General features: G+C 37.2%; 20 protein-coding genes and 1 pseudogene. 5 read left to right on the plus strand and 16 right to left on the minus strand.

Going from position 1 to position 20,485, the window contains the following annotated elements:
* Positions 1–47: 47 nt before the first annotated feature.
* The 3 genes from LRP81_RS09060 to LRP81_RS09070 all read right to left on the minus strand — a co-directional run bounded on the left by LRP81_RS09060 (position 48) and on the right by LRP81_RS09070 (position 3,154).
* Positions 48–857 carry a transporter substrate-binding domain-containing protein gene (locus LRP81_RS09060; RefSeq protein ID WP_230500944.1) on the minus strand — a complete coding sequence of 270 codons (810 nt, stop codon included), beginning with the start codon at positions 855–857 and terminating at the stop codon, positions 48–50.
* A gap of 175 nt (positions 858–1,032) precedes the next feature.
* Positions 1,033–1,758, minus strand: a complete 726-nt coding sequence (locus tag LRP81_RS09065; RefSeq protein WP_230500945.1) for an amino acid ABC transporter ATP-binding protein — start codon at positions 1,756–1,758, stop codon at positions 1,033–1,035.
* A gap of 190 nt (positions 1,759–1,948) precedes the next feature.
* Positions 1,949–3,154, minus strand: a complete 1,206-nt coding sequence (locus LRP81_RS09070; protein WP_230500946.1) for a hypothetical protein — start codon at positions 3,152–3,154, stop codon at positions 1,949–1,951.
* 374 nt (positions 3,155–3,528) lie between these two features.
* Between LRP81_RS09070 and LRP81_RS09075 the strand changes: the two genes are divergently transcribed.
* On the plus strand, positions 3,529–3,858 hold the full coding sequence (locus LRP81_RS09075) for an HIT domain-containing protein (RefSeq protein WP_230500947.1): 330 nt from the start codon (positions 3,529–3,531) through the stop codon (positions 3,856–3,858).
* A 285-nt stretch (positions 3,859–4,143) separates the two neighbouring features.
* Here the strand turns inward: LRP81_RS09075 and LRP81_RS09080 are convergent, their stop codons facing one another.
* From LRP81_RS09080 to LRP81_RS09095, 4 genes are all read right to left on the minus strand, one after another.
* Positions 4,144–4,506, minus strand: coding sequence for a HesB/IscA family protein (locus LRP81_RS09080; RefSeq protein ID WP_230500948.1), 363 nt, complete (start codon positions 4,504–4,506; stop codon positions 4,144–4,146).
* Between the two features lie 333 nt (positions 4,507–4,839).
* Positions 4,840–5,694 (minus strand): diaminopimelate epimerase, encoded by an 855-nt coding sequence (dapF, locus tag LRP81_RS09085; RefSeq protein WP_230500949.1) that lies wholly within the window; start codon positions 5,692–5,694, stop codon positions 4,840–4,842.
* A 169-nt stretch (positions 5,695–5,863) separates the two neighbouring features.
* Positions 5,864–7,096, minus strand: coding sequence for a NupC/NupG family nucleoside CNT transporter (locus LRP81_RS09090; protein ID WP_230500950.1), 1,233 nt, complete (start codon positions 7,094–7,096; stop codon positions 5,864–5,866).
* Positions 7,097–7,407: 311 nt separating this feature from the next.
* Positions 7,408–7,647 (minus strand): YuzB family protein, encoded by a 240-nt coding sequence (locus tag LRP81_RS09095; RefSeq protein ID WP_230501000.1) that lies wholly within the window; start codon positions 7,645–7,647, stop codon positions 7,408–7,410.
* 290 nt (positions 7,648–7,937) lie between these two features.
* Here LRP81_RS09095 and LRP81_RS09100 point away from each other — a divergent pair, with 290 nt between their 5' ends.
* Both LRP81_RS09100 and LRP81_RS09105 read left to right on the plus strand, forming a co-directional pair.
* On the plus strand, positions 7,938–9,005 hold the full coding sequence (locus LRP81_RS09100; protein ID WP_230500951.1) for an NAD(P)/FAD-dependent oxidoreductase: 1,068 nt from the start codon (positions 7,938–7,940) through the stop codon (positions 9,003–9,005).
* 215 nt (positions 9,006–9,220) lie between these two features.
* Positions 9,221–9,949, plus strand: coding sequence for a hypothetical protein (locus LRP81_RS09105; protein ID WP_230500952.1), 729 nt, complete (start codon positions 9,221–9,223; stop codon positions 9,947–9,949).
* Between the two features lie 246 nt (positions 9,950–10,195).
* On the opposite strand, the gene LRP81_RS09110 is transcribed toward LRP81_RS09105, so the two are convergent.
* Entirely contained in the window at positions 10,196–10,522 is a 327-nt protein-coding gene (locus tag LRP81_RS09110; RefSeq protein WP_230500953.1) for a YuzD family protein, read from the minus strand.
* Between the two features lie 528 nt (positions 10,523–11,050).
* Between LRP81_RS09110 and LRP81_RS09115 the strand changes: the two are divergent.
* Positions 11,051–11,340: pseudogene (locus LRP81_RS09115) on the plus strand (NifU family protein).
* Positions 11,341–11,386: 46 nt separating this feature from the next.
* Here LRP81_RS09115 and thrB read toward each other — a convergent pair.
* The 5 genes from thrB to yutH all read right to left on the minus strand — a co-directional run bounded on the left by thrB (position 11,387) and on the right by yutH (position 16,971).
* Positions 11,387–12,307, minus strand: coding sequence for a homoserine kinase (thrB, locus tag LRP81_RS09120; protein ID WP_230500954.1), 921 nt, complete (start codon positions 12,305–12,307; stop codon positions 11,387–11,389).
* Positions 12,304–13,362 (minus strand): threonine synthase, encoded by a 1,059-nt coding sequence (thrC, locus tag LRP81_RS09125; protein ID WP_230500955.1) that lies wholly within the window; start codon positions 13,360–13,362, stop codon positions 12,304–12,306. The genes thrB and thrC overlap by 4 nt, the downstream gene beginning before the upstream one ends.
* Positions 13,359–14,657, minus strand: coding sequence for a homoserine dehydrogenase (locus LRP81_RS09130; protein WP_230500956.1), 1,299 nt, complete (start codon positions 14,655–14,657; stop codon positions 13,359–13,361). The genes thrC and LRP81_RS09130 overlap by 4 nt, the downstream gene beginning before the upstream one ends.
* A gap of 229 nt (positions 14,658–14,886) precedes the next feature.
* Entirely contained in the window at positions 14,887–15,849 is a 963-nt protein-coding gene (locus LRP81_RS09135) for a 2-hydroxyacid dehydrogenase (RefSeq protein ID WP_230500957.1), read from the minus strand.
* A 108-nt stretch (positions 15,850–15,957) separates the two neighbouring features.
* A complete protein-coding gene (gene yutH, locus LRP81_RS09140; protein WP_230500958.1) occupies positions 15,958–16,971 on the minus strand; it encodes a spore coat putative kinase YutH in 1,014 nt (337 codons plus the stop codon).
* A 232-nt stretch (positions 16,972–17,203) separates the two neighbouring features.
* Here yutH and LRP81_RS09145 point away from each other — a divergent pair, with 232 nt between their 5' ends.
* Entirely contained in the window at positions 17,204–17,686 is a 483-nt protein-coding gene (locus tag LRP81_RS09145) for a phosphatidylglycerophosphatase A family protein (protein ID WP_230501001.1), read from the plus strand.
* A gap of 74 nt (positions 17,687–17,760) precedes the next feature.
* Here the strand turns inward: LRP81_RS09145 and LRP81_RS09150 are convergent, their stop codons facing one another.
* The 3 genes from LRP81_RS09150 to LRP81_RS09160 all read right to left on the minus strand — a co-directional run bounded on the left by LRP81_RS09150 (position 17,761) and on the right by LRP81_RS09160 (position 20,438).
* On the minus strand, positions 17,761–18,531 hold the full coding sequence (locus tag LRP81_RS09150; protein ID WP_230500959.1) for a TIGR01457 family HAD-type hydrolase: 771 nt from the start codon (positions 18,529–18,531) through the stop codon (positions 17,761–17,763).
* A gap of 133 nt (positions 18,532–18,664) precedes the next feature.
* Entirely contained in the window at positions 18,665–19,102 is a 438-nt protein-coding gene (locus LRP81_RS09155; protein ID WP_230500960.1) for a DUF86 domain-containing protein, read from the minus strand.
* Positions 19,103–19,130: 28 nt separating this feature from the next.
* On the minus strand, positions 19,131–20,438 hold the full coding sequence (locus tag LRP81_RS09160; protein WP_230500961.1) for an EAL domain-containing protein: 1,308 nt from the start codon (positions 20,436–20,438) through the stop codon (positions 19,131–19,133).
* Between the last annotated feature and the right edge of the window lie 47 nt (positions 20,439–20,485).

A 20,485-nucleotide genomic window follows, 5' to 3' on the forward strand; every position in this document is an offset into this window, starting at 1 on the left:
TTTTTGAAAAGGATAGGAGCTTATATTCTCCTATCCTTTTCTATTAATTAATCTTCTGGAGTCTCACCAATCCACTTTTCATAGAGCTTGTCATATTCTCCACTTTCTTTCAGACTTGCTAAAATTTCATTGATTTTATTAACAAACTCATCGTCACCCTTTTTCACAGCAATACCATAAGGCTCATCTGTGAACGTGCCACCAACTACTTCATAGTTAGGGTCTTGTTGTGCCATCCCATAAAGAATAGCATTATCTGTTGTTAGGGTGTCACCTTGACCAGCTTTTAGAGCTAAGAATGCGTCTTGGTAGTTTTCAAATTCAAGTACTGTTGCATCTGGAGCTTGTTCACGGATATTAACTGCCGAAGTGGAACCTTTTACAGCAAGAACAGTCACTCCTTCTGTTACATCCTCAATACTTTGAATAGGACTTCCTTTTTCCACTAATAATGATTGACCCGCATTAAAATATACATCAGAGAAACCAACCTCATTTTTACGCTCTTCCGTAATGGTCATCGTTGCAATAATAGCGTCAATTTCCCCATTATTTAGCATAGGAATACGCGTTTTAGATGTTACTTCTACTAATTTGATTTTTTTCTCATCACCTAGAATATCTTTGGCAATTTCTTTTGCGATATCAATATCAAAACCTTCAATTTCTTTTGTTCCAGGATCTTGTAAACCAAATAACTTTGTATCAAATTTAACACCAACTACAAATTCATCTCTTTCTTTAATTGCATCCAATGTGGAACCATCTCCATCCCCTGAAGTAGTCCCTCCACCACAGGCTGCTAAAACTAAGACAATTGCAAATGATAATACACCCAAGAATAATTTTCTTTTCATCATAATTACCCCTTCCCTTTAATAATTGTACATTTATTAATTTTAGGCGCCTGCTACTAGTAAACTACACGCTTTTACCACGAAAGTAATAGATTTGCTTCTACCCCTACTATTCCATTCCTATCAAAGCGCTCCCATTTATACGTCGCAATGCCGGCGCCTTCATTTCTATTATTTAATGTAATAAACGGCTGAGGAACGTACGAGTTCGCTCTTCTTTCGGGTTAGAAAAGAATTCGGCAGGAATTGCTTCTTCTACAATTTGACCTTCATCCATAAAGATGATTCGGTCTGCCACTTCTTTTGCAAAACCCATTTCATGTGTCACAACAACCATCGTCATACCTTCGCGGGCAAGTGTTTTCATAACATCCAAAACTTCTCCAATCATTTCTGGATCGAGTGCGGATGTAGGTTCGTCAAAAAGCATTACGGTAGGCTTCATCGCAAGACCTCTTGCAATAGCTACACGTTGCTGTTGACCACCTGATAATTGTGCTGGAAACGAATTTGCTTTGTCTGGAATTCCAACCTTATGTAAATATCGCATCGCTGTTTCTTTTGCTTCTTCATCCGTTACTTTAACAACTTTTTTAGGAGCCAACGTAATATTATCAATTACTTTTCTATGTGGATAAAGATTAAAATGCTGAAAAACCATACCTATATCGCGCCGTACTTTATTTATATTTGTCTTCTTGTGATGGATTGGTGTTTCATTTACAAAAAGCTCACCATCAGTAATCCCCTCAAGGCGGTTAATACATCGTAATAACGTGCTTTTTCCAGATCCTGAAGGACCAATAACGACCACAACTTCCCCTCGATTTATTGTTAGATTAATATCTTTCAATACGTGAAAATCCCCAAAATGCTTGTTCACATTACGAAAAAGGATCAAATTTACCCCTCCTGTTGCTTTAAATTAAAAAGTCCAAAGTAAACCTTTGGGACTGCCTTCATTTCATCTTATAATTGTCCCTACAAGATACTACTAAATACTACAAATATTCAGAATAATAAATAAAAAAACCTCCATCACGATGATTGAATGTACAACATTGTGATGGAGATTGTGAAATGAATTACTCTTATTTTCCAAACAATTCTTGAAATTGGAACTTGTGCTCACTTGGTGCCTTTTCACTCATACGATAAATTTCTGCTCTTAATCCAGATCTACCTTTGATGGTGACTTGTTTTTTAGTTAAGCGAATCGTCCCCAATGCATATGGCACAAAAAATGGCTGAAATGTTCCAAGTGATAGCACACGTTCTTCTCCAGATGCTTTTTGGCGAATATACAAGTCATAATTCGCTTTAATTAGGTTTCCAACGATGCTAGTCACCTTATATTGGATATTCACCTCATATTCTTCATTTTCTTTCGTCATATAAATTAGTGGTGTTTGCAGTTTATGCTTCTGTATGTATCCTATGGCAGATTCCATTTTCTCTTTTTCTAAATGGTCAAAATCTGTAATATATCTTAACCCATATATTAAACTATCTATAAATATTTGTTCTTTTTCAGGTTTAGACGATTGTTTAAATTTTTCATAATCAAAGATGGCAGGGGTATATTGAAACCAATCATCCTTTTGAAAGTTAATTTCAGTAGATTCCTCCAGTGATCCAACTAACTCCAAAAAGATTTCCTGATAACGAGGCAATAAAATATCGTACCTACGAAGTACATCAGATATGATTATTTCAAGCATATTCTTGTAGTAACCAACCTCTTCATCTTTATAGAAAAAATCATCCGCAATCCGTACTCCTATAAGCTCTGTATCTAAAGGTCTTGGATCTTTTCTAAAATTCTCTACTACTCTTAATCTGAAATTCGTCCTATTTTGTAGAGTGAGTTTCTTTTGGTTATTCTCTAAATATTTTAGAGCCTCCACTGAACTAGGTGCATTTTTGGTAGCTACCATTATATCTTTAATAAGCCCTTCTACATCAAAATCAAATTCTTCTTTAGATGGAGCTTCAGGAATTCTAACTACTGCCTCTTGAATCATCTGCAAAGCATGTTGAAATGTCTCAACTGACAAAACTTCATTTTCATTAAAGGTTGACAGAATCTCTACTTCGGGATGAACCCCATATGGCAGCCGTACTTTAGCTTCTCGTTTCTTCGAAGGATTGTTCAAAAACTTAAATGAAATACTATTGTAAACACTGCTGTAGTTATTCATAACAATCTGTTGATTTAAGAATATATTCAGAACTTCTATTGTACGATTCGTTTCACTTTTATCCTTGTAATCATGGAAATAAAGATCGATTCTCAAAATTTTACCCCATTCCGCATTTTTTCACTTCCAATTCTTATCATACTATTGAATATGGTGCTGTCCAAACAAAAATAAATACATTGAATACAATTAATAGGTTAAGTTTTGGGAGAGAAAATCCCTTTTGGTACGATGATTCTTTATTATTGATTGTTGGTACAGAAAGCTAATTTTTGCTGAACAACATCATATTCCAAAATAAACCAGGCGAATAAAGCTTTATTTATCTTTTCAAAATCAATACAAAAACACTGGAATTTAATGTTAATATAAGTATAAGTAAATTCTTTGTTCGACTAACAAATCAGGTTTGTTTAACAAAGGAAAAGAACAATTTATAAGAAAATCAAATGATATTTAGGAGGAATAAGATGACTGAAGATTTTTATTGTGATGAAGTATTAAGTGGTAAAACACAAGTAAATAAAGTTTTTGAAACAGATAATGTACTAGCATACTATCATACAAGACCTTTTTATCCAGTCCATATTGTTGCAATTCCTAAGATACATATCCCATCTTTAATAGCATTGGAAGAAAGTGATAACGAATTATTGTTAGAGCTAATGGAAGTAATTAAAAAGGTTGCGACTATGGTTACTGAGGAAAACGAAGCTTGTAGAGTAATTACCAACTTGGGGGATTATCAGGACTCCAAACATCTTCATTGGCATATAGTTTCTGGAGAACCATTAAGATAGCTTTAAATCTAACTGGTGCGATAGTTCAACAAGAGAAGTTTATTAGAGTAAATAACAACTGGGAATAACACCCTACTTCTTGTGTAAATAAAGTGTTTTTTATTCTGTGTATTATCTTTTCCTTACATAACTCGACCCGTTAGAATATTATCCGTAGTGAAACAAACTCCTTAAAAGAGGCATGATTTTTTTTCTACCTTTTCTGAGACATAAAAAAACCTTCTCATATAGTAATGTAATTGTACATTAAACTATTGAGAAGGCTTTTTAAATAACTTAAATTCCTTAACACTCTTCCGGCTTCCCAGCTTCCGTCGCCGTTCTGAAGGAAGAACCACACCCACAATTCGCAATCGCATTCGGGTTATCGATGGTGAAGCCGCCGCCCATCATCGACTGTTTAAAGTCAATTTTAACGTCTTGAAGAATTGGCTTGCTTTCATCATCGATTAGAATTTTTATGCCGTGTTGTTCATATTCTAGGTCTTTGTCGCCTTTTTCTTCTTCAAAGCCCATTCCATAGGATAGGCCGCTACATCCTCCGCCTTTAACTCCTACACGAAGAAAAACATTTTCGTTGCCGTGTTCTTTCATCATATCTTTTATTTGAAAAGCTGCCGCTTCCGTAATTGTAACTACTTGAGTCATAAATAACACCTCCTAAAGAATTTCCAAATCCTTTGTTCTATTATAACTTTTAATGGAGAGGTTCTCAATTTTACTGCTTTCCATAGTATATGCAAGTAGGGCAAGCAGTGGTGTGCCATTATTCAAATGCTGTGTACAACTTTAATAAAGGCTGTTTTCGCAAACTTTGTTGCTTTATCGAATTTTAATAAAAAATCATAATAATAGCTGCTGTCGTGCTCTTTTCCTTCCATTTAGTATAAATTAAAGGTCAAGTTTTCAAGCAACATGCAGATAAAAAGTCAAGAAGTCGACTTTTTATAGGAAGTAGCAGCAATCTTTCAGAAAAGAGCCTTAATAAAAGAAAGTTCCGGTGCAGATTGTTGCTGCTGGACCACGCATTTTGACTGTCCCATCTTCTGTCCAAGTTATGAATAGATCACCACCGGCAAGATGTACAACGGTTTCTTCGTTTTTATGTGTTTTACCATTAAGAACAGAAGCCACTACTGCGGCACATGCTCCAGTACCACATGCTTGTGTAATTCCTGAACCTCTTTCCCACACACGAAAATGCAGCTCTGTATTTGACACTATTTCTATAAACTCTACATTTACTCCTTCTGGAAAACGTGGATCTTTTTCCACTACAGGTCCTAATGTCGTGAGTGGAGCTTTTGAAATATCGTCTACATAAAAAATGACATGTGGATTCCCCATAGATACTGTTGTGATAGAGTATTTTTCTCCTTCAACTTCAAATGGTTCTGCCACTATCATCTCTTTTTCTTCCATTATAATTGGAATGTCTTTTGATGATAATCTTGGCTGTCCCATATCAACAGTAACATTGAATACTTTGCCATTTTCGACTTCTACTTCTGCTTCCACACATCCAGATAATGTCTCAATTTGAAAAGTAGTCTCTTGAACTAGACCGTGTTCATATGCATACTTTGCTACACAGCGAAGGCCATTTCCACAGTTTTTTCCTTCAGAACCATCATTATTAAATATTCTCATTTTAACTGGGGCAATATCAGAAGGACAAATAAGAATCATTCCATCTGATCCAATTCCAGTATGAATATCAGACACTTGAACGGAAAGTTGGGATAATTCGTTCTCCTCCAAGCTTTCTTCAAACATATTTACATATATATAATTGTTTCCTAATCCGTGCATCTTAGTGAATTGAAAGGAGCGCATATATACTTATTCCTCCAAATAATAATTTCTATTTCTTCAAGTATAAATACATAGAAGATTGAACACAATAGAAATATCCCCCGTTTTATATGAAAAACCCATGTATCCAATGTTTCAATTCGAAACAGGATAACATGGGTTTTTCTAGTTTTAATGAAGGGTTAAAATATTAGAACAAGAACATACCTGCAATTGCAGCACTTAAGAAATTAGAAAGAGTACCTGCGATGATGGCACGTATACCTAATTTTGCAATGTCAGGACGACGACTTGGTGCTAAATTCCCTAATCCCCCTAATAGGATACCAAGAGAAGAAAGGTTGGCAAATCCACAAAGTGCAAAGGAAATAACAGCGATGGATTTATCACTGAACATGTCAAACTGACCGGAAAAAGTGGTATAAGCGACAAATTCATTTAACACAAGTTTTTGTCCAATTAAGTTACCAGCAGCTACTGCTTCACTCCAAGGAATACCGATAACAAAGGCAAATGGTGCAAATATATATCCTAAAATAAAATCAAGAGTAAGCTGTGGAACACCAAACCAGCTACCAATTCCCCCCATAATACCGTTAATCAATGCGATGATTGCAATGAAGGCTAGTAACATTGCTCCTACATTTAAAGCAAGCTTTAAGCCATCAGATGCACCTCTTGCCGCAGCATCTATTACGTTTGTAGGTTTTTCGTCTTCAGTGTCTACAACAGAAGCATTTTCTGAAGTTGCAGGATCTTTCGTTTCTGGTACAAGCATTTTTGCCATGATTAAACCACCAGGTGCTGCCATAAAGCTTGCAGCGAGTAAATACTCCAATGGTACACCTAGCGCTGCATAACCGAATAGAACAGAACCAGCCACAGATGCTAGTCCACCTGTCATAACGGCAAAAAGCTCGGATTTAGTCATGCCTGCAAGGTATGGACGAATTACTAACGGCGCTTCCGTTTGTCCAACGAAAATATTCGCAGAAGCGGAAAGTGATTCTGCTTTGCTTGTCCCTAAAAGCTTTGCAAGTCCACCACCAATTAAATTAATGACGATTTGCATGACACCAATATAATAAAGTACGGAAATTAAGGCAGAGAAGAAAATGATGATAGTCAAGACATGGAACGCAAATACAAATCCTGTTGCCTCTCCTGGATTACCTAATACTGGGCCAAATAAAAACCCTATTCCTTCATTAGCATAGTTAATGATATTTTGTACAAGGTTTGTTATTTTTAAGAAAACAGCTCTTCCTGCTTCCCATTTTAAAACAATAAATGCAAATAATAATTGAATGGCTAATCCACCCAAAATAGTACGGACTTTGATCTTTCTCTTGTTTTCAGATAAAAGAAATGCAATTGCAAATACAACTGCAATCCCCATTAATCCCCAAAGGAAATTATTCATAAAATTCACCTCTATTAGAAATTTCTGCAAGTTGTTTGTCGTCTGACATCTAACCATCACCACTACACTTTACTACGAAATGAAAGCGTTTGAAAGAACTTTTTTTTGTAAATATGTAACAATACGAATTTATAGTGCTCCTTTTAAATAAATTCCCCAACTTTTAGAAATTAATGTACGGATTCATGAAATTCCGCAATTGTTTTATAGGTCTTTTACACTTATTTATTTCCAAATCGGGAATACTAATGGTTCTTTAGTACCTATTTCGGCATATAAAAAAGAACAGCCCCTTAAACGAAGGGCTGTTCTTAAAACATAGGATTTTCTTCCAAATAAATATATATGTTATCCACCAGCTGTTCAGGTGTCTCACCTGCCACAACATCACCGTTGACAAGAGCAAAAAGTTGATCAAAGCATTTGCCACAATATCCTAAACAGCCGTATTCGACTATATCAAGGTTTGGGTCCTTTTCCAACTCTTCTCTAGCTTTTTGTGATCCACTGGCCAGATTACTTATACAAAATTCGATGATTGGCTTCAATATTTTCACCTCTCTATTGCACTTTCATGCTACCTTTTTTCCCTGTCAACGTCAATAATGAAGACTTGTTTTCACAAAACATTTTTGGAAAGAATGTTGTTATTTTGTCATAATTTCGATATACTTTTAATGTTATTTTATTTAATCGTGTTATACATTTTATTGAATGAAAGCGCAATTTTATCATATTATGTTTGCTTTTTCACATATAGGTTTACTTAGAATACTAGATTAGTAAAAAAATAATGACACTTTAGAGATCTTTACTAGCTTGAAAAGGGGTTTTGGCTGCTATGAAAAAACTTGTTGTGCTCGGTGCTGGATACGGTGGAATGCGAATATTACATCGCTTGCTTCCCAATCAATTACCTGCTGATGTTGAGGTTGTATTAGTAGATCGCGCACCATACCATAGTTTAAAAACAGAATTTTATGCACTTGCTGCGGGAACGATTTCAGACCACCATGTACGGGTATCTTTCCCTGAACATGAAAGGCTTTCTGTAAAATACGGAGAAGTGACAAAAGTTGATATAGAGGGAAAAACAATACATTTTGAAGACGGTAGTACTCTTAACTTTGATGATTTAGTGATTGGTCTTGGCTGTGAGGATAAGTATCACAATATTCCAGGTGCAGAAGAGCATACCTATAGTATCCAAACCATTAATAAATCCCGCAAGGCTTATCAAGCACTAAATGATCTTCCTGCAAACAAAGTAGTAGCAATAGTTGGCGGAGGGTTAAGTGGAGTAGAGATTGCTAGTGAGCTACACGAGAGCCGTCCCGATTTAACCGTTAAACTATTCGATCGTGGAAATATCATCTTATCCAGCTTTCCAGAAAGACTTAGCAAGTATGTTCAAAATTGGTTTGAAACACATGGTGTAGAAGTGGTGAATAGCTCCAATATTACCTGTGTCGAGGAAAACACATTATTTAACCATGGTGAGCCTGTTCATTGTGATGTTATTGTATGGACAGCAGGTATCCAGCCGAACAAAGTGGTACGGGAGCTTGATGTCGAAAAAGATAATCAAGGTCGTGTTGTCTTAACAAAACAACATAACATTCCTGGTTTTGAGAATGTCTATGTTGTAGGTGATTGTGCAAGCTTACCTCACGCTCCAAGTGCCCAGCTTGCAGAGGGACAAGCAGAACAAATCGTTCAAGTTTTACAAAAACGTTGGAACGGTGAAGCTCCTCCAGAAGAATTCCCTGCAATCAAGCTTAAAGGCGTTTTAGGTTCACTTGGTAAAAAGCACGGTTTTGGACTAGTTAATGAACGTCCTTTAACTGGAAGGGTTGCCAGGTTGTTAAAGTCAGGGATATTGTGGATGTATAAGTATCATAATGGGTAATGTTCATAAGTCTATAAACATTAACTATTTATTTTCACTTTTTCATTTACCTACAAAAATCTAATTGAATTAGTTATTACACCCTTCTTGACTGTCAAGAAGGGTTGTTTTCTTTAACTATTAAATTTAGTCTATTTAAATTTACCTTTTTTACACTTCATTGGGAATATTATGTTAAAATAAACAGAGTATAATATTATATACGGGGATTTACTATGAAGAAAGAAAAAATTAAAAAACCATTCTATAAAAAATGGTGGGTTTGGCTAATAGCTGTCATTATAGTGATAGGAATTGCAATTGGCGGTACTGAAGATCCTGTAGCAGAATCCGGTTCAACGCCTGCATCCACTGACACGCAAAACAATCAAAATGACTCATCCGACAATAATGATTCTTCTGATGATGGTGAAGATACAAATGAAGAAGGGGCAACTGAGGAACCAAGTGGGCAAACATTTACTAATGGAACTTACTTAGTTGGTGAAGATATTGAAGCTGGTCTATACCGTGCAGTAGCAACTGGATTTGCAGGTATGGCTTATGTTGAAAGAGCTAGCGATGTATCTATGGAATTTGATGATATCATTGCCAATATTGTTTTGACTGGCGATGGCTACGTTGAAATCTTAGAAGGTGATGTTGCAGTTAAAATTCAAGGTGCAGAGTTAACCAAAGTAGTTTATGAAGAATTAGAGAAGAACATCCAAGCAGAGGTAGAGGATGGTATATACCTTGTTGGGATAGATATTGAACCAGGTCAATATAAAGTAGAAGTAACAGACACAGTTACTGGTATGGCGTATGTTGAAAGAGCAAGTAGAGTTTCAATGGGATTTGAAGACATTATAGCAAATGAGATTTTTGAAGGACAAGGCTATGTTAATGTAAGTGAATCAGATTTTGCAGTTAAAGTACAAGGTGCAAAATTAATAAAGAACTAGTATAAAAGGAAAGCCCCTCTCTCAATTGAGAAGGGCTTTAATAATGGATTATGAAATAATATGCACATCCACTTCTAGTTCGTATTCTGGAATTTGAATCTACCCCATTGCTTTCTTATAATCCAAAGACGATTAAATTACCTTAAATACTTACCTTTAACCCAATGTTCTAAAAGCCTATAATAAAATTTTTGAAATCGAGGAGAAATGGGTAAAGAGCGAACAATTTCGCCCTCTATCCCTTTGTTATGAAGCAGTATAGCCATACTTCTCCATTTCCATATAAACGGTTTTTAGTTTAGGATTGCCTTCCCCAACAATCTCACCTTCTATGACAACTACCGGATAAAACATATCCTCATCCACTACTCTTTTAGCAAAATCCTTTTTTGCCTCTTCACAATTTTCTGTATTAAAAATATCTATATAAGAGATGGAAAAATCTTGACCAGGAAACTTTCTTGCTACCGCAGCTTCAAGCCATTCGTAAGTTTCCTTTGCTGATGGAAGGTTCACACAGCTTGGACATAGCACCTCTGCACCGTATACGCAAATTTCAACGATTTTTTTCATAGATGTCATCTCCCAACTACTACAGGTTTTTCTCCATTTTACCTTAAAACGCTTACTTTTCATAAAATATTTTACTTTATGTAAGATTTTCAAGCATTTAAATTAAAGGAGTTCAAGTTTTTCAGCCAGTTTGTTTGTTTTTAAATTAACTGTCGCCGCCTTTCGAGCTCTTTCAGAAACCTTTGGTGGTCTTGTGCAAAGCTTTGATGCTATTACCTAAACTTTTCGAGGTGTTCGACGAACCTTTGATGGTGTTTAGAAAACCTTTAAAAATCCCACTAGTCAAAGGATTTCAAACAGAAAGCAATTTTGAATCGCCGTCACCTTTCGAGGTATTCGGGAAACCTTAAGTAATCTTTTGCAAAATTTTAATGCAATTCTCCAAACCTAATCCAAGAAATGCTCTTTTGAAAACCTTTGGAGGCACCACTCACCTAGTAAAAATTAGAATTCAACTTACTTACATTAAATAACCACAATTAAGTTAATGAAAACAGTAAGTTTCCTAAAAAGACCCAGTGCAGAGCGATAGATTTTTTCAGTTATTTTCTTTATAATAGAATTATGTAAGGAAAGGAGCGATAACTATGGCTGATATTAATGAGCAAGTTCAGGAAGTACTAGATAAATTACGTCCGTTTCTTTTACGTGATGGAGGGGACTGCGAACTTGTAGATGTGGAGGACGGCATTGTAAAATTGCGTCTTCTTGGTGCATGTGGTTCATGCCCAAGTTCTACTATTACTCTAAAAGCAGGTATTGAGCGTGCTTTACTTGAAGAAGTTCCAGGTATCGTTGAAGTAGAACAAGTATTTTAATAAGTAAAAACCGGAAAGCTGGCAATTTGTCAGCTTTCCGGTTTTTTCATATGGAGGCAACATGACTTAAGCAATTGGAATGTACTTCACTTCCTACTTTACTTACTTGAAGTAGTTCTACTTTATGCTCTGGAAACTCTGATCCAACTTTTTGAATGACCTTCCCACTCTTTCCTCGTTCACAAAAGCAGATTGCTGTGGGGCCAGCACCACTTAGTGTAACTCCAAATGCTCCGGCGCTTTTTGCTGCTTTTTTTAATTCCATCAACTTAGGAAAGAGTTTTTGACGATAGGGTTCGTGGAAAATATCGCTTTCCATCATTTTCCCGGCAAGGTCCCATTTTTTTTGCAGAAATGCTCCCAGCATGACATTGGCATTGCTACTTCCTTTAACAGCATCACTAAAATTGAGTACTTTCGGAAGTAACTGACGAGAATCTTTTGTTTTTGCCTCATAATCTGGTACAACAGCTACTAAATCAATGTCGTCTACTGGGAATTTAATATACTCCCAGTTTCCATCCTTTAATGTCGAGATAACGAGACCTCCATAAAGGGAGGCTGCCACATTATCAGCATGGCCTTCAAATTTGGCTGCCAATTGTAGCTTTTCATCTGGACAAAGGCGTTTGTTACATAATACGGACATCATTTCGATTGCTCCGACAATGGCAGCTGCACTGCTCCCAAGGCCTCTGGCTAGGGGAATATCACTCATCGTCCATACATGAGCAGGTGGAGAGGTTACGCCCCAAAGCTTCTCAAGTTCTTGACATACCTTCCATAAAATATTTTCCTCTTTCTTGATAACTAGAGGAGGAACATTAGTAAATGTCCATTCTTCCGCAAAGCTTACAAAGATGGTTACATACTTACTAACAGCCATTCCTATTGAATCAAATCCCGGTCCGAGATTAGCAGTACTGCCAGGAACTTTTATTACGAATCCGTCTTGAAGCTTTTTCATACCGTTACACCTTCAAAAGAACGAACTAAGTCCGAGTAGTCATTTTTGATTTGTTTTACTTTGACATTGGCATGCTCTGTAGCGGTAACTGAGTCTTTTAATCCATTACCTGTTAGTACTGCTACCACCTGTTTTCCTTGTTCCACTTCCCCGCTCTTCAGCTGCTTTATAATACCTGCAATAGATGCACTTGATGCCGGCTCTGCAAAAACACCTTCTGTTTTTGCAAGCAGTTTATAAGCCATTATGATTTCTTCATCTGTGACAAAATCGATTTTACCTAATGACCCTTCTGCTGCATCCACTGCATATTTCCAACTTGCAGGGTTGCCAATCCGGATTGCCGTTGCAATTGTCTCTGGATTAACAATGACTTTGTTATGAACAATCGCGGCCGCTCCCTCTGCTTCAAAACCTCTCATTTGTGGAAGGCCGGTACCTTTTTCCACATGATATTCCTGAAATCCACGCCAATAGGCTGTTATATTTCCAGCATTTCCAACAGGAAGCGATAGAATATCAGGTGCTTTTCCTAGCTGATCACATATTTCGAATGCAGCAGTTTTCTGTCCTTCAATTCGGTAAGGATTTAGAGAATTTACGAGAGTTACCGGCAACTCTTCTGAAAGCCGCCGGACCATCTGCAATGCATCATCAAAGTTTCCATCCAATGAGTAGATTTCCGCTCCATACATGACAGCCTGTGCCAGCTTTCCTTGTGCAATTTTTCCATCAGGAATGATTACGATACATTTCATTCCTGCCCTTGCTGCATATGCCGCTGCAGAAGCAGATGTGTTTCCAGTTGACGCACAGACGACCGTTTCACTTCCTTCTTCTTTTGCCTTAGCAACTGCAAGCGCCATTCCCCGATCTTTAAAAGAACCAGTCGGGTTTGCACCCTCAACCTTCACATATAGTTCTATTCCTAACGAGTCTGAAAGCTTCTCTAAAAACAACAAAGGAGTCTGGCCTTCCTGAAGTGAGACATCTGGAGTATGTTTAGTTACTGGTAAGTAGTTTCGATACTCTTGTATCAGACCTCTCCACCTCATACTGCCACCTCCCCCTCGACTCGATAGCTACTTTTAATCTCTTCTACGTAATCCAATTTCTCCAGTTCATCGAGGAGATTTTCGTACAGTTGTAAAGATGCATGGTGTGTGACTACCACTACTTCTGATAGGGCAGTTTCTTTTAATGGAAGCTGTAATATCTTTTCAAAGCTTACTCCTTTGTTTGAGAAGATATTAGTAATCTGGGAGAGCACTCCTACCTCATCTTTGACGTGAATACGAAGAAAATGCTTTGCCTGTACCTCTTCTTTCTCTTTTAACTTCTTTTGGAACTGAGGGGTCACCCAGCTTTTTCCGTTTACGCCAAGGCGCTTATTCTTCATCACCCCTACAAGATCAGAAACTATTGCTGTTGCAGTCGGAAGACTTCCAGCACCTGGTCCATAAAACATTGTTTCTCCAACGGCCTCTCCGTAAACATACACTGCGTTAAATTCATTTTGCACATTGGCAAGGGGATGTTCTTTAGGGAGAAGAGTCGGTTGGACACTAACTTCTACTTTTTCTTTTTCGCGATGTGCGATACCAATTAGCTTCATCGTATACCCAAGTTTTTTGCTATATTGAAGATCTTCTGAAGATATTGCACTAATCCCTTTTACATGTACATCATCCAGTTCGATATTCATGGAAAATCCAAGTGTAGATAGGATAGCCATTTTTCTAGCAGCATCCAGACCATCTACATCTGCAGTCGGATCTGCTTCTGCAAATCCGAGTTGTTGCGCTTCCTTAAGCACTTCTAAATAGGGAGAGCCTTCATTATCCATTTTAGTGAGAATGAAGTTTGTTGTACCGTTCACAATCCCCATCATCTTCGTAATTCTATCTGAAGCAAGACCATCCACAAGACTTCTCAAAATCGGAATACCACCTGCGACACTTGCTTCATAAAATAAATCGCATTTATTTTCTGCTGCAGCTGCCAGCAATTCAGATCCATAAACCGCCATCAGATCTTTATTGGCGGTTACCACATGCTTCTTATTTTGAAGCGCTCTTAAGATATAGTGGCGAGTATCCTCTACTCCCCCCATTACTTCTATTACCACGTCAATTTCAGGATCATCCAAAACTTCTTCTGAATGTAAGGTTAATAAATCAGGCTGCAGCGAAACTGATCGCTCTTTATGTAGATCCTTTACGAGTGCCTTTTTAACACTAACAGGGCATCCAATTTGATGTATTAGTTTATCTTGATGATTTTCCACAATTTTAACGACACCACATCCGACAGTTCCCATCCCTAACAAACCCACTGAGATACCCTTCATTCGGCTTCACTCCCCAATAAAATATTGTAATTTGTCTTTTCGTAAAGCACATTTGTTTTTATATAATGGACATTATATGTGGTAATCACCATTTTTACAAGGGGAAATTTCTGTTCATTCTCTTGTAAGCGTTTACTGCACTGGGAGAGTAAAGTAGTTTTTTTAGAACATATAAAAAACCGCTTTGTCTTTCCTCCAATACTGGAAGACTACAAAACGGTCATTAACCTTAAAGCTTATTTTTAGGTTGTTCTCCTTTTAGCACCGCCATAATATTGGCACAGCACAGCTCCATCATGGTAGTTCTTGTTTCTACACTTGCACTTCCAATATGCGGAATGGCTACCACTTGTGGAAACTTCAAGAGTGGATGATTTGCTTCAATTGGTTCTTGATAAAAAACATCAAGCCCCGCACCAGCAATTTCCTTGTTTTCAAGTGCTTCTATGAGCGCTTTTTCATCCACCACTTGTCCTCTACCAACATTAATAAAATAGGCGGATTTTTTCATTTCTTCAAAGGCTTGTTTATTAAAAAGGTGGCGAGTTTTTTCTGTCAAAGGTGTTAAACACACTACAAAGTCTGACTTTCTCAAAAGTTCTGTGAATGAAGCATATGTTGCTCCCAGCTGCTGTTCAGCCTCTTGATGACGGCTCCGGTTGTGATATAGCACGTCCATTCCAAATCCATTTGCTCTTTTGGCAACTGCTTGACCAATGTTCCCCATGCCTACAATGCCAAGTGTTTTATGATGAACATCTGATCCTGCTAATAAATAGGGACTCCAACTTTTCCAGAGCCCCTCTTTTACATACCTTTCGGACTCAGTAATTCTCCTTGCTGTTGCAAGCAGTAAGGCAAATGTTAAGTCTGCTGTAGTTTCCGTCAAAACATCCGGTGTATTACAGACGACGATGCCTTTTTCAGCGGCTGCTTTTATATCAATATTGTCATATCCTACCGCTAGATTCGTTATAACTTTCAGGTTTGGTGCCATATTCAACAAGGATTGATCTATTTTGTCAGAAAGCATCGTCAAAAGCGCATCTGCCTTCCTTGCATGTTCTACCAGCACCTCTTCTGGTACTGCTTCACTTTCACTATTCCAACAATGTACATCTGCAATATCTTTTAGCGGTGCTAAAGCTTCTTCAGAAATTTTCCTAGTAACAAAAACATAAGGCCTGCTCATCTCTTTCTCCCCCTGCTACTCTTTTGTGTAATTTAGTACTTTGTCTACCTGTTATTTTATCACTCATTGTTGCAGGGATACATACCTATATAGAGAAAATGACTGCACTTACATCCTTTTACTAGCCCAATCGAGGGTGGGTATTCCATAAGTTTTTGCTGGTACAGCTGCAAGATCATAAAAATTCCCTAGAAATTGCTCATTAATAGAAGAGGACTTCAGGATTCCTCGGAGTCGATCTTCATGCCATTTTTTATCTGTACCAGGCCCACTTGTATAATAGTCTTCCACACATTCAAAATAGTGAATAGGGAAAATTAAACGAGCATATAGAAGTCGCCAGGAAAAGCTGGAGAGTGGTGCTATTCTCTCGTAATCCTGAAGAAAAGTTTGAATCTTTGTTGGATTCATTTCGTTCCCTTTACGGCATTCTGAACGAATCCATTCTGAAATATCTCTGCAGGCATGATCAAAAATCCAGTCAACGGGTAGTTTCATCCAGTTCCCCTGTTGCCAAGTAAGATTCGTAAAACGATGGTGGCAAAGGGTTGCTGCATCGTTCATCATCGGGCTGTCATCAAGTTCGGTATCTACTAAATATTGTATGGCATTTTCCGTTAAACCTAAGTAATAAGGAAATGATTCCACGAACTGGGAATCAAACGAATCTACAGGATTACTTCTCACCTTTTCTCTAAAAAAGTTTTCCATTTGATCTATCCTTGTCACCCATAGATTTTTCCATTGCCCAATCCGATTAATTGATGTTACTTTTGCAGGATAGCTTCTTGCATGATTATGAAAGGTCGCCAAGTCCTTTCCAATTACTAGCATGCGTGAACTGTAATCATAAGGCATTCGAAAAATGGCAACTTTCTTGCCTTCTATTTCTGTTATATAGGAATCATTTTTATTTTTTACAAAAGAACAAACATATATATCTTGGTGTGTGCGTATCATATAGTCACTTACCTGTTGCAACTCCTTTATTTCTTCTTCCTCCAAGTGACCCACAGGTACGATAATATATAGCACACGATTGGACCAGAAAGCCTCATAATGTCGGACTTTTTGTTTTCTTTCCACCCTTAAATCATAATTCTCATAGATAAACTGTTTCAAGTTTCTCCCTCCTTCTCCTAGTACCAACTATATGAACAAAGGGAATAAAACTTGCAGAAAAACACATGCATAACCATTAAGCATATTTCACATGTAAAGAAAAAAGCTATTTTTTCTTATATTTTAGGGAATAAGTGTAAGGAGCAATAGTACAAATTGTGCGATAGAGGGATCTTCCCTATTAGCAAATACTTTATAAAAGATGGGTGAGTATATGAAGAATTTCGAGAATATGGACGAAGTTGAAAAAAAGGCAAGGGGATTATTGGAAGAACGTGGTGTCACCATAAATGACATTGCGGATTTAGTATACTTTTTGCAATCAAAATATCATCCAAACCTAGAACGATCCGAATGTCTTGAAAACGTGGATCGGGTACTTTCCAAACGGGAAGTTCAGAACACAATACTAACCGGCATAGAGTTGGATATACTCGCTGAACAGGGTAAAATTCAAGAGCCACTGCTAAAGATACTTCAGCAAGATGAAGGGCTATATGGAGTAGATGAAGTTCTTGCCCTTTCGATTGTAAATGTATATGGATCTATCGGTTTTACGAATTACGGCTATATTGACAAACAAAAACCAGGTATTCTTGAAAGTTTAAATGATAAAAACTCTGGAAAAGTTCATACTTTCCTTGATGATATTGTCGGGGCCATTGCGGCTGCCGCATCGAGCAGGCTAGCACATCGAGCAGCTCATACAGAATAAGAGTAAGAATCCATAATTTAGGGACTGCCAGACGAATCTGGACAGCCCCTATTTCATTTAAAAACAGCACTTTGTTAAATATACGGAATCCAAGAGGACAATGATTCCACTGTGTAGGTTGGCTGTTCTTCATACGTATCCAAATGGGCTTTTGTCGTTACTCCAGTATGAACAAGAAGGGTATCGATTCCAGCGTTCATTCCAGCCATTATATCTGTATGATAGTTATCTCCGATCATTAATGTTTCTTCCTTTGGTACTCCAAGCACCTTTAAGGCTTGTTCCATAATGACCTTTTCCGGTTTTCCAATAAAAGTTGGTTGGGTTTCCGTAGAAACGGTCAGCACAGAGGTAAGAGAACCATTACCTGGGAGAAGTCCTCGTTCAGTTGGGATGGCAATATCTCCATTTGTCGAAATAAATCTTGCACCATTTCTGATTTGAATTGCTCCTAAAGCTAGCTTTTCATAGCTGATGCCACGATCAATTCCTGTCACGACTACATCAGCTTTTTCCTCAACTAGTTGAAACCCTTTATCCGTTAAAGCTGTTCTAATTCCTTCTTCTCCAATAACAAATATTTTTGCATCAGGCTTATATTCATAAATATAATTTGCAGTCGCATTACTTGTCGTAAATACTTGGTCATCTAAAGTGGGAATGTCGAAATCACGTAGCTTTTGGGCTACCTGTTGTGGAGTTCTTGAAGAATTATTCGTTACAAACAGGTATGGGATGTTATTCTCGTAAAGTGTTTTTACGAAATGACCTGCTTCTTCAATTTTTTCTTTTCCACGATACATGGTACCGTCCAAATCAATTAAATATCCTTGATATTTTTTCATCTATTGTCACACTCCAATTTGTACTCTAAGAAAAAGGCAATGAAATTATGTTAGCACATATTAGTATGGGATTGAAACAAGTTTGCTATGAGAAAACAAAAAAGCGCTTTCATGTCGAAAGCACTTTCCCAATCTAATTCTTGAATGCTGATACTGGTCCAAGTTCATTTTCCAAGTAATTACGAACATGCGTACTGAAAGCTATAACTGACTCCATTACCAGATTTAATGAACTTTCAAGCTGTTCATGATTTATTTCTAGGTATTCTTGCACCAAATTTTTACGCAAACGAATGAAATGCTTTAATTGTTGTGCCATCTCTTGTGTAACCACTTTTTCATCTTCTAAAATGTCAATAATGTCTTCGTAGCTTCCGGGATCGCGCATGATAAATCCGTCAATCATACTATTTCCCACATCAAGCATCCCTTCCATCATGCCGACAGCAATTCTTTCTAACGATTTTTTTTCTAAAGGTGTATCCCAGGAAGTATTCTCCTTATAAAGAACGATATTTTCTTCTATATAACGAAGCGTCAACTCTATCTTTTCTCGATCAACAAAATACATTATTTGTTAACTCCTTTATGTCCATGTGTCAGCTTATTGGCTGTAACAGCTTTGGTTTTGCATAAAAATACCCTTGTGCCATATCTACTTTGTGTTTAAACAAAATTTGCTCTTCCTCTTGGCGTTCTATTCCTTCAGCAACCACAAGTGAGCCCGTTTCACTAGCTATTAATAGCAATCCTTGCAACATCTTTTCTTTCACTTGACTTTTATCTATATCTTGAATAACCGATCTATCTATTTTTATGATATCTGGCATTATTCTGCTGATGGTATGTAAGCTTGCATAGCCAGCTCCTGTATCATCCACCGCAATTTGAAAGCCTAGCTCTCTTAATGCTTGTATATTTCGCTCAAAATTTCTTAATCCATCTGTTGAATCTTGTTCCGTTACTTCAAAGGCAATATTTTTAGGAATGATCGCCGGATACTTTTTCAGAAGAAATAACACCTTCTCAATTAACTCAACTTCATTCAAGGTTGTTGGTGTAAAGTTAATAAAAACTGCTTCCTTCATTTTACATTGGTAAATAAGTTGAAAAGCTTTTTCAAGTATCACCAGTTCAAGTAAAAATAATTTGCCCGTTTGCTTAGCTACGGAAAACAATTGAAGAGGATTTTCCATAACGGACTCTTTAGGGCCTCTTGTTAGTAACTCCCAGGCTTTAATTCCCCCTCTGGATACATCCATAATGGGCTGAGCAAGAAGGGTGATGGACTTCGTTGATATAATATGATTCATTTGAAACAATAAATGCTGGTAATGCAATTTACTTTGTTTCTCCGCCATTGCCATTGCTTGAAGATGTGCCTTCAACATACATTCAGGTAAAGAATAATGACTGGAATCTAGAAAAACATAGCCAAACTGGATGGTCAAATGCTCATCATCTAAGTGTTTGTATGTAGGTGCTTCAATTCTATTCTTCACTTCAATTAATTTATCATTCAATTCGGTCTGACGATAATCATTTGCATCGACTTTAATAAGTAATGATATACCATCACTATACTGTTCATGCAAACAGACAACTTGTTCATCTGTAAACGTATCTTGAATGACCTTTCTAAGTTGAGCTTTGACGACTTCACGGCACGATATATACTTACGGTTTCCCAACCTTTTAATAATACCTTCTAAACCAGGGAAATAAAAAGAAACTACTGCAATTTGAAATCCTTTTTTCAACGTATGTGAAACACGTTCTTCAATAGGATTTCTCACAATATAGACAGGAGGGTAGTAACGTAAGTATTTGGATGGAAGCATGAATTTAACAAGATGTGAGCCATTCTTTTTTACGTTTCTCTTTATGCGGTTCCAGCTTCGCCCCATTCAATGGCTCCCTTCTCTCAGGAAACAGAAAGTTTTTCTTTTATTTT

Source organism: Sutcliffiella rhizosphaerae, from assembly GCF_917563925.1.
Classification (GTDB): domain Bacteria; phylum Bacillota; class Bacilli; order Bacillales; family Bacillaceae_I; genus Sutcliffiella_A; species Sutcliffiella_A rhizosphaerae.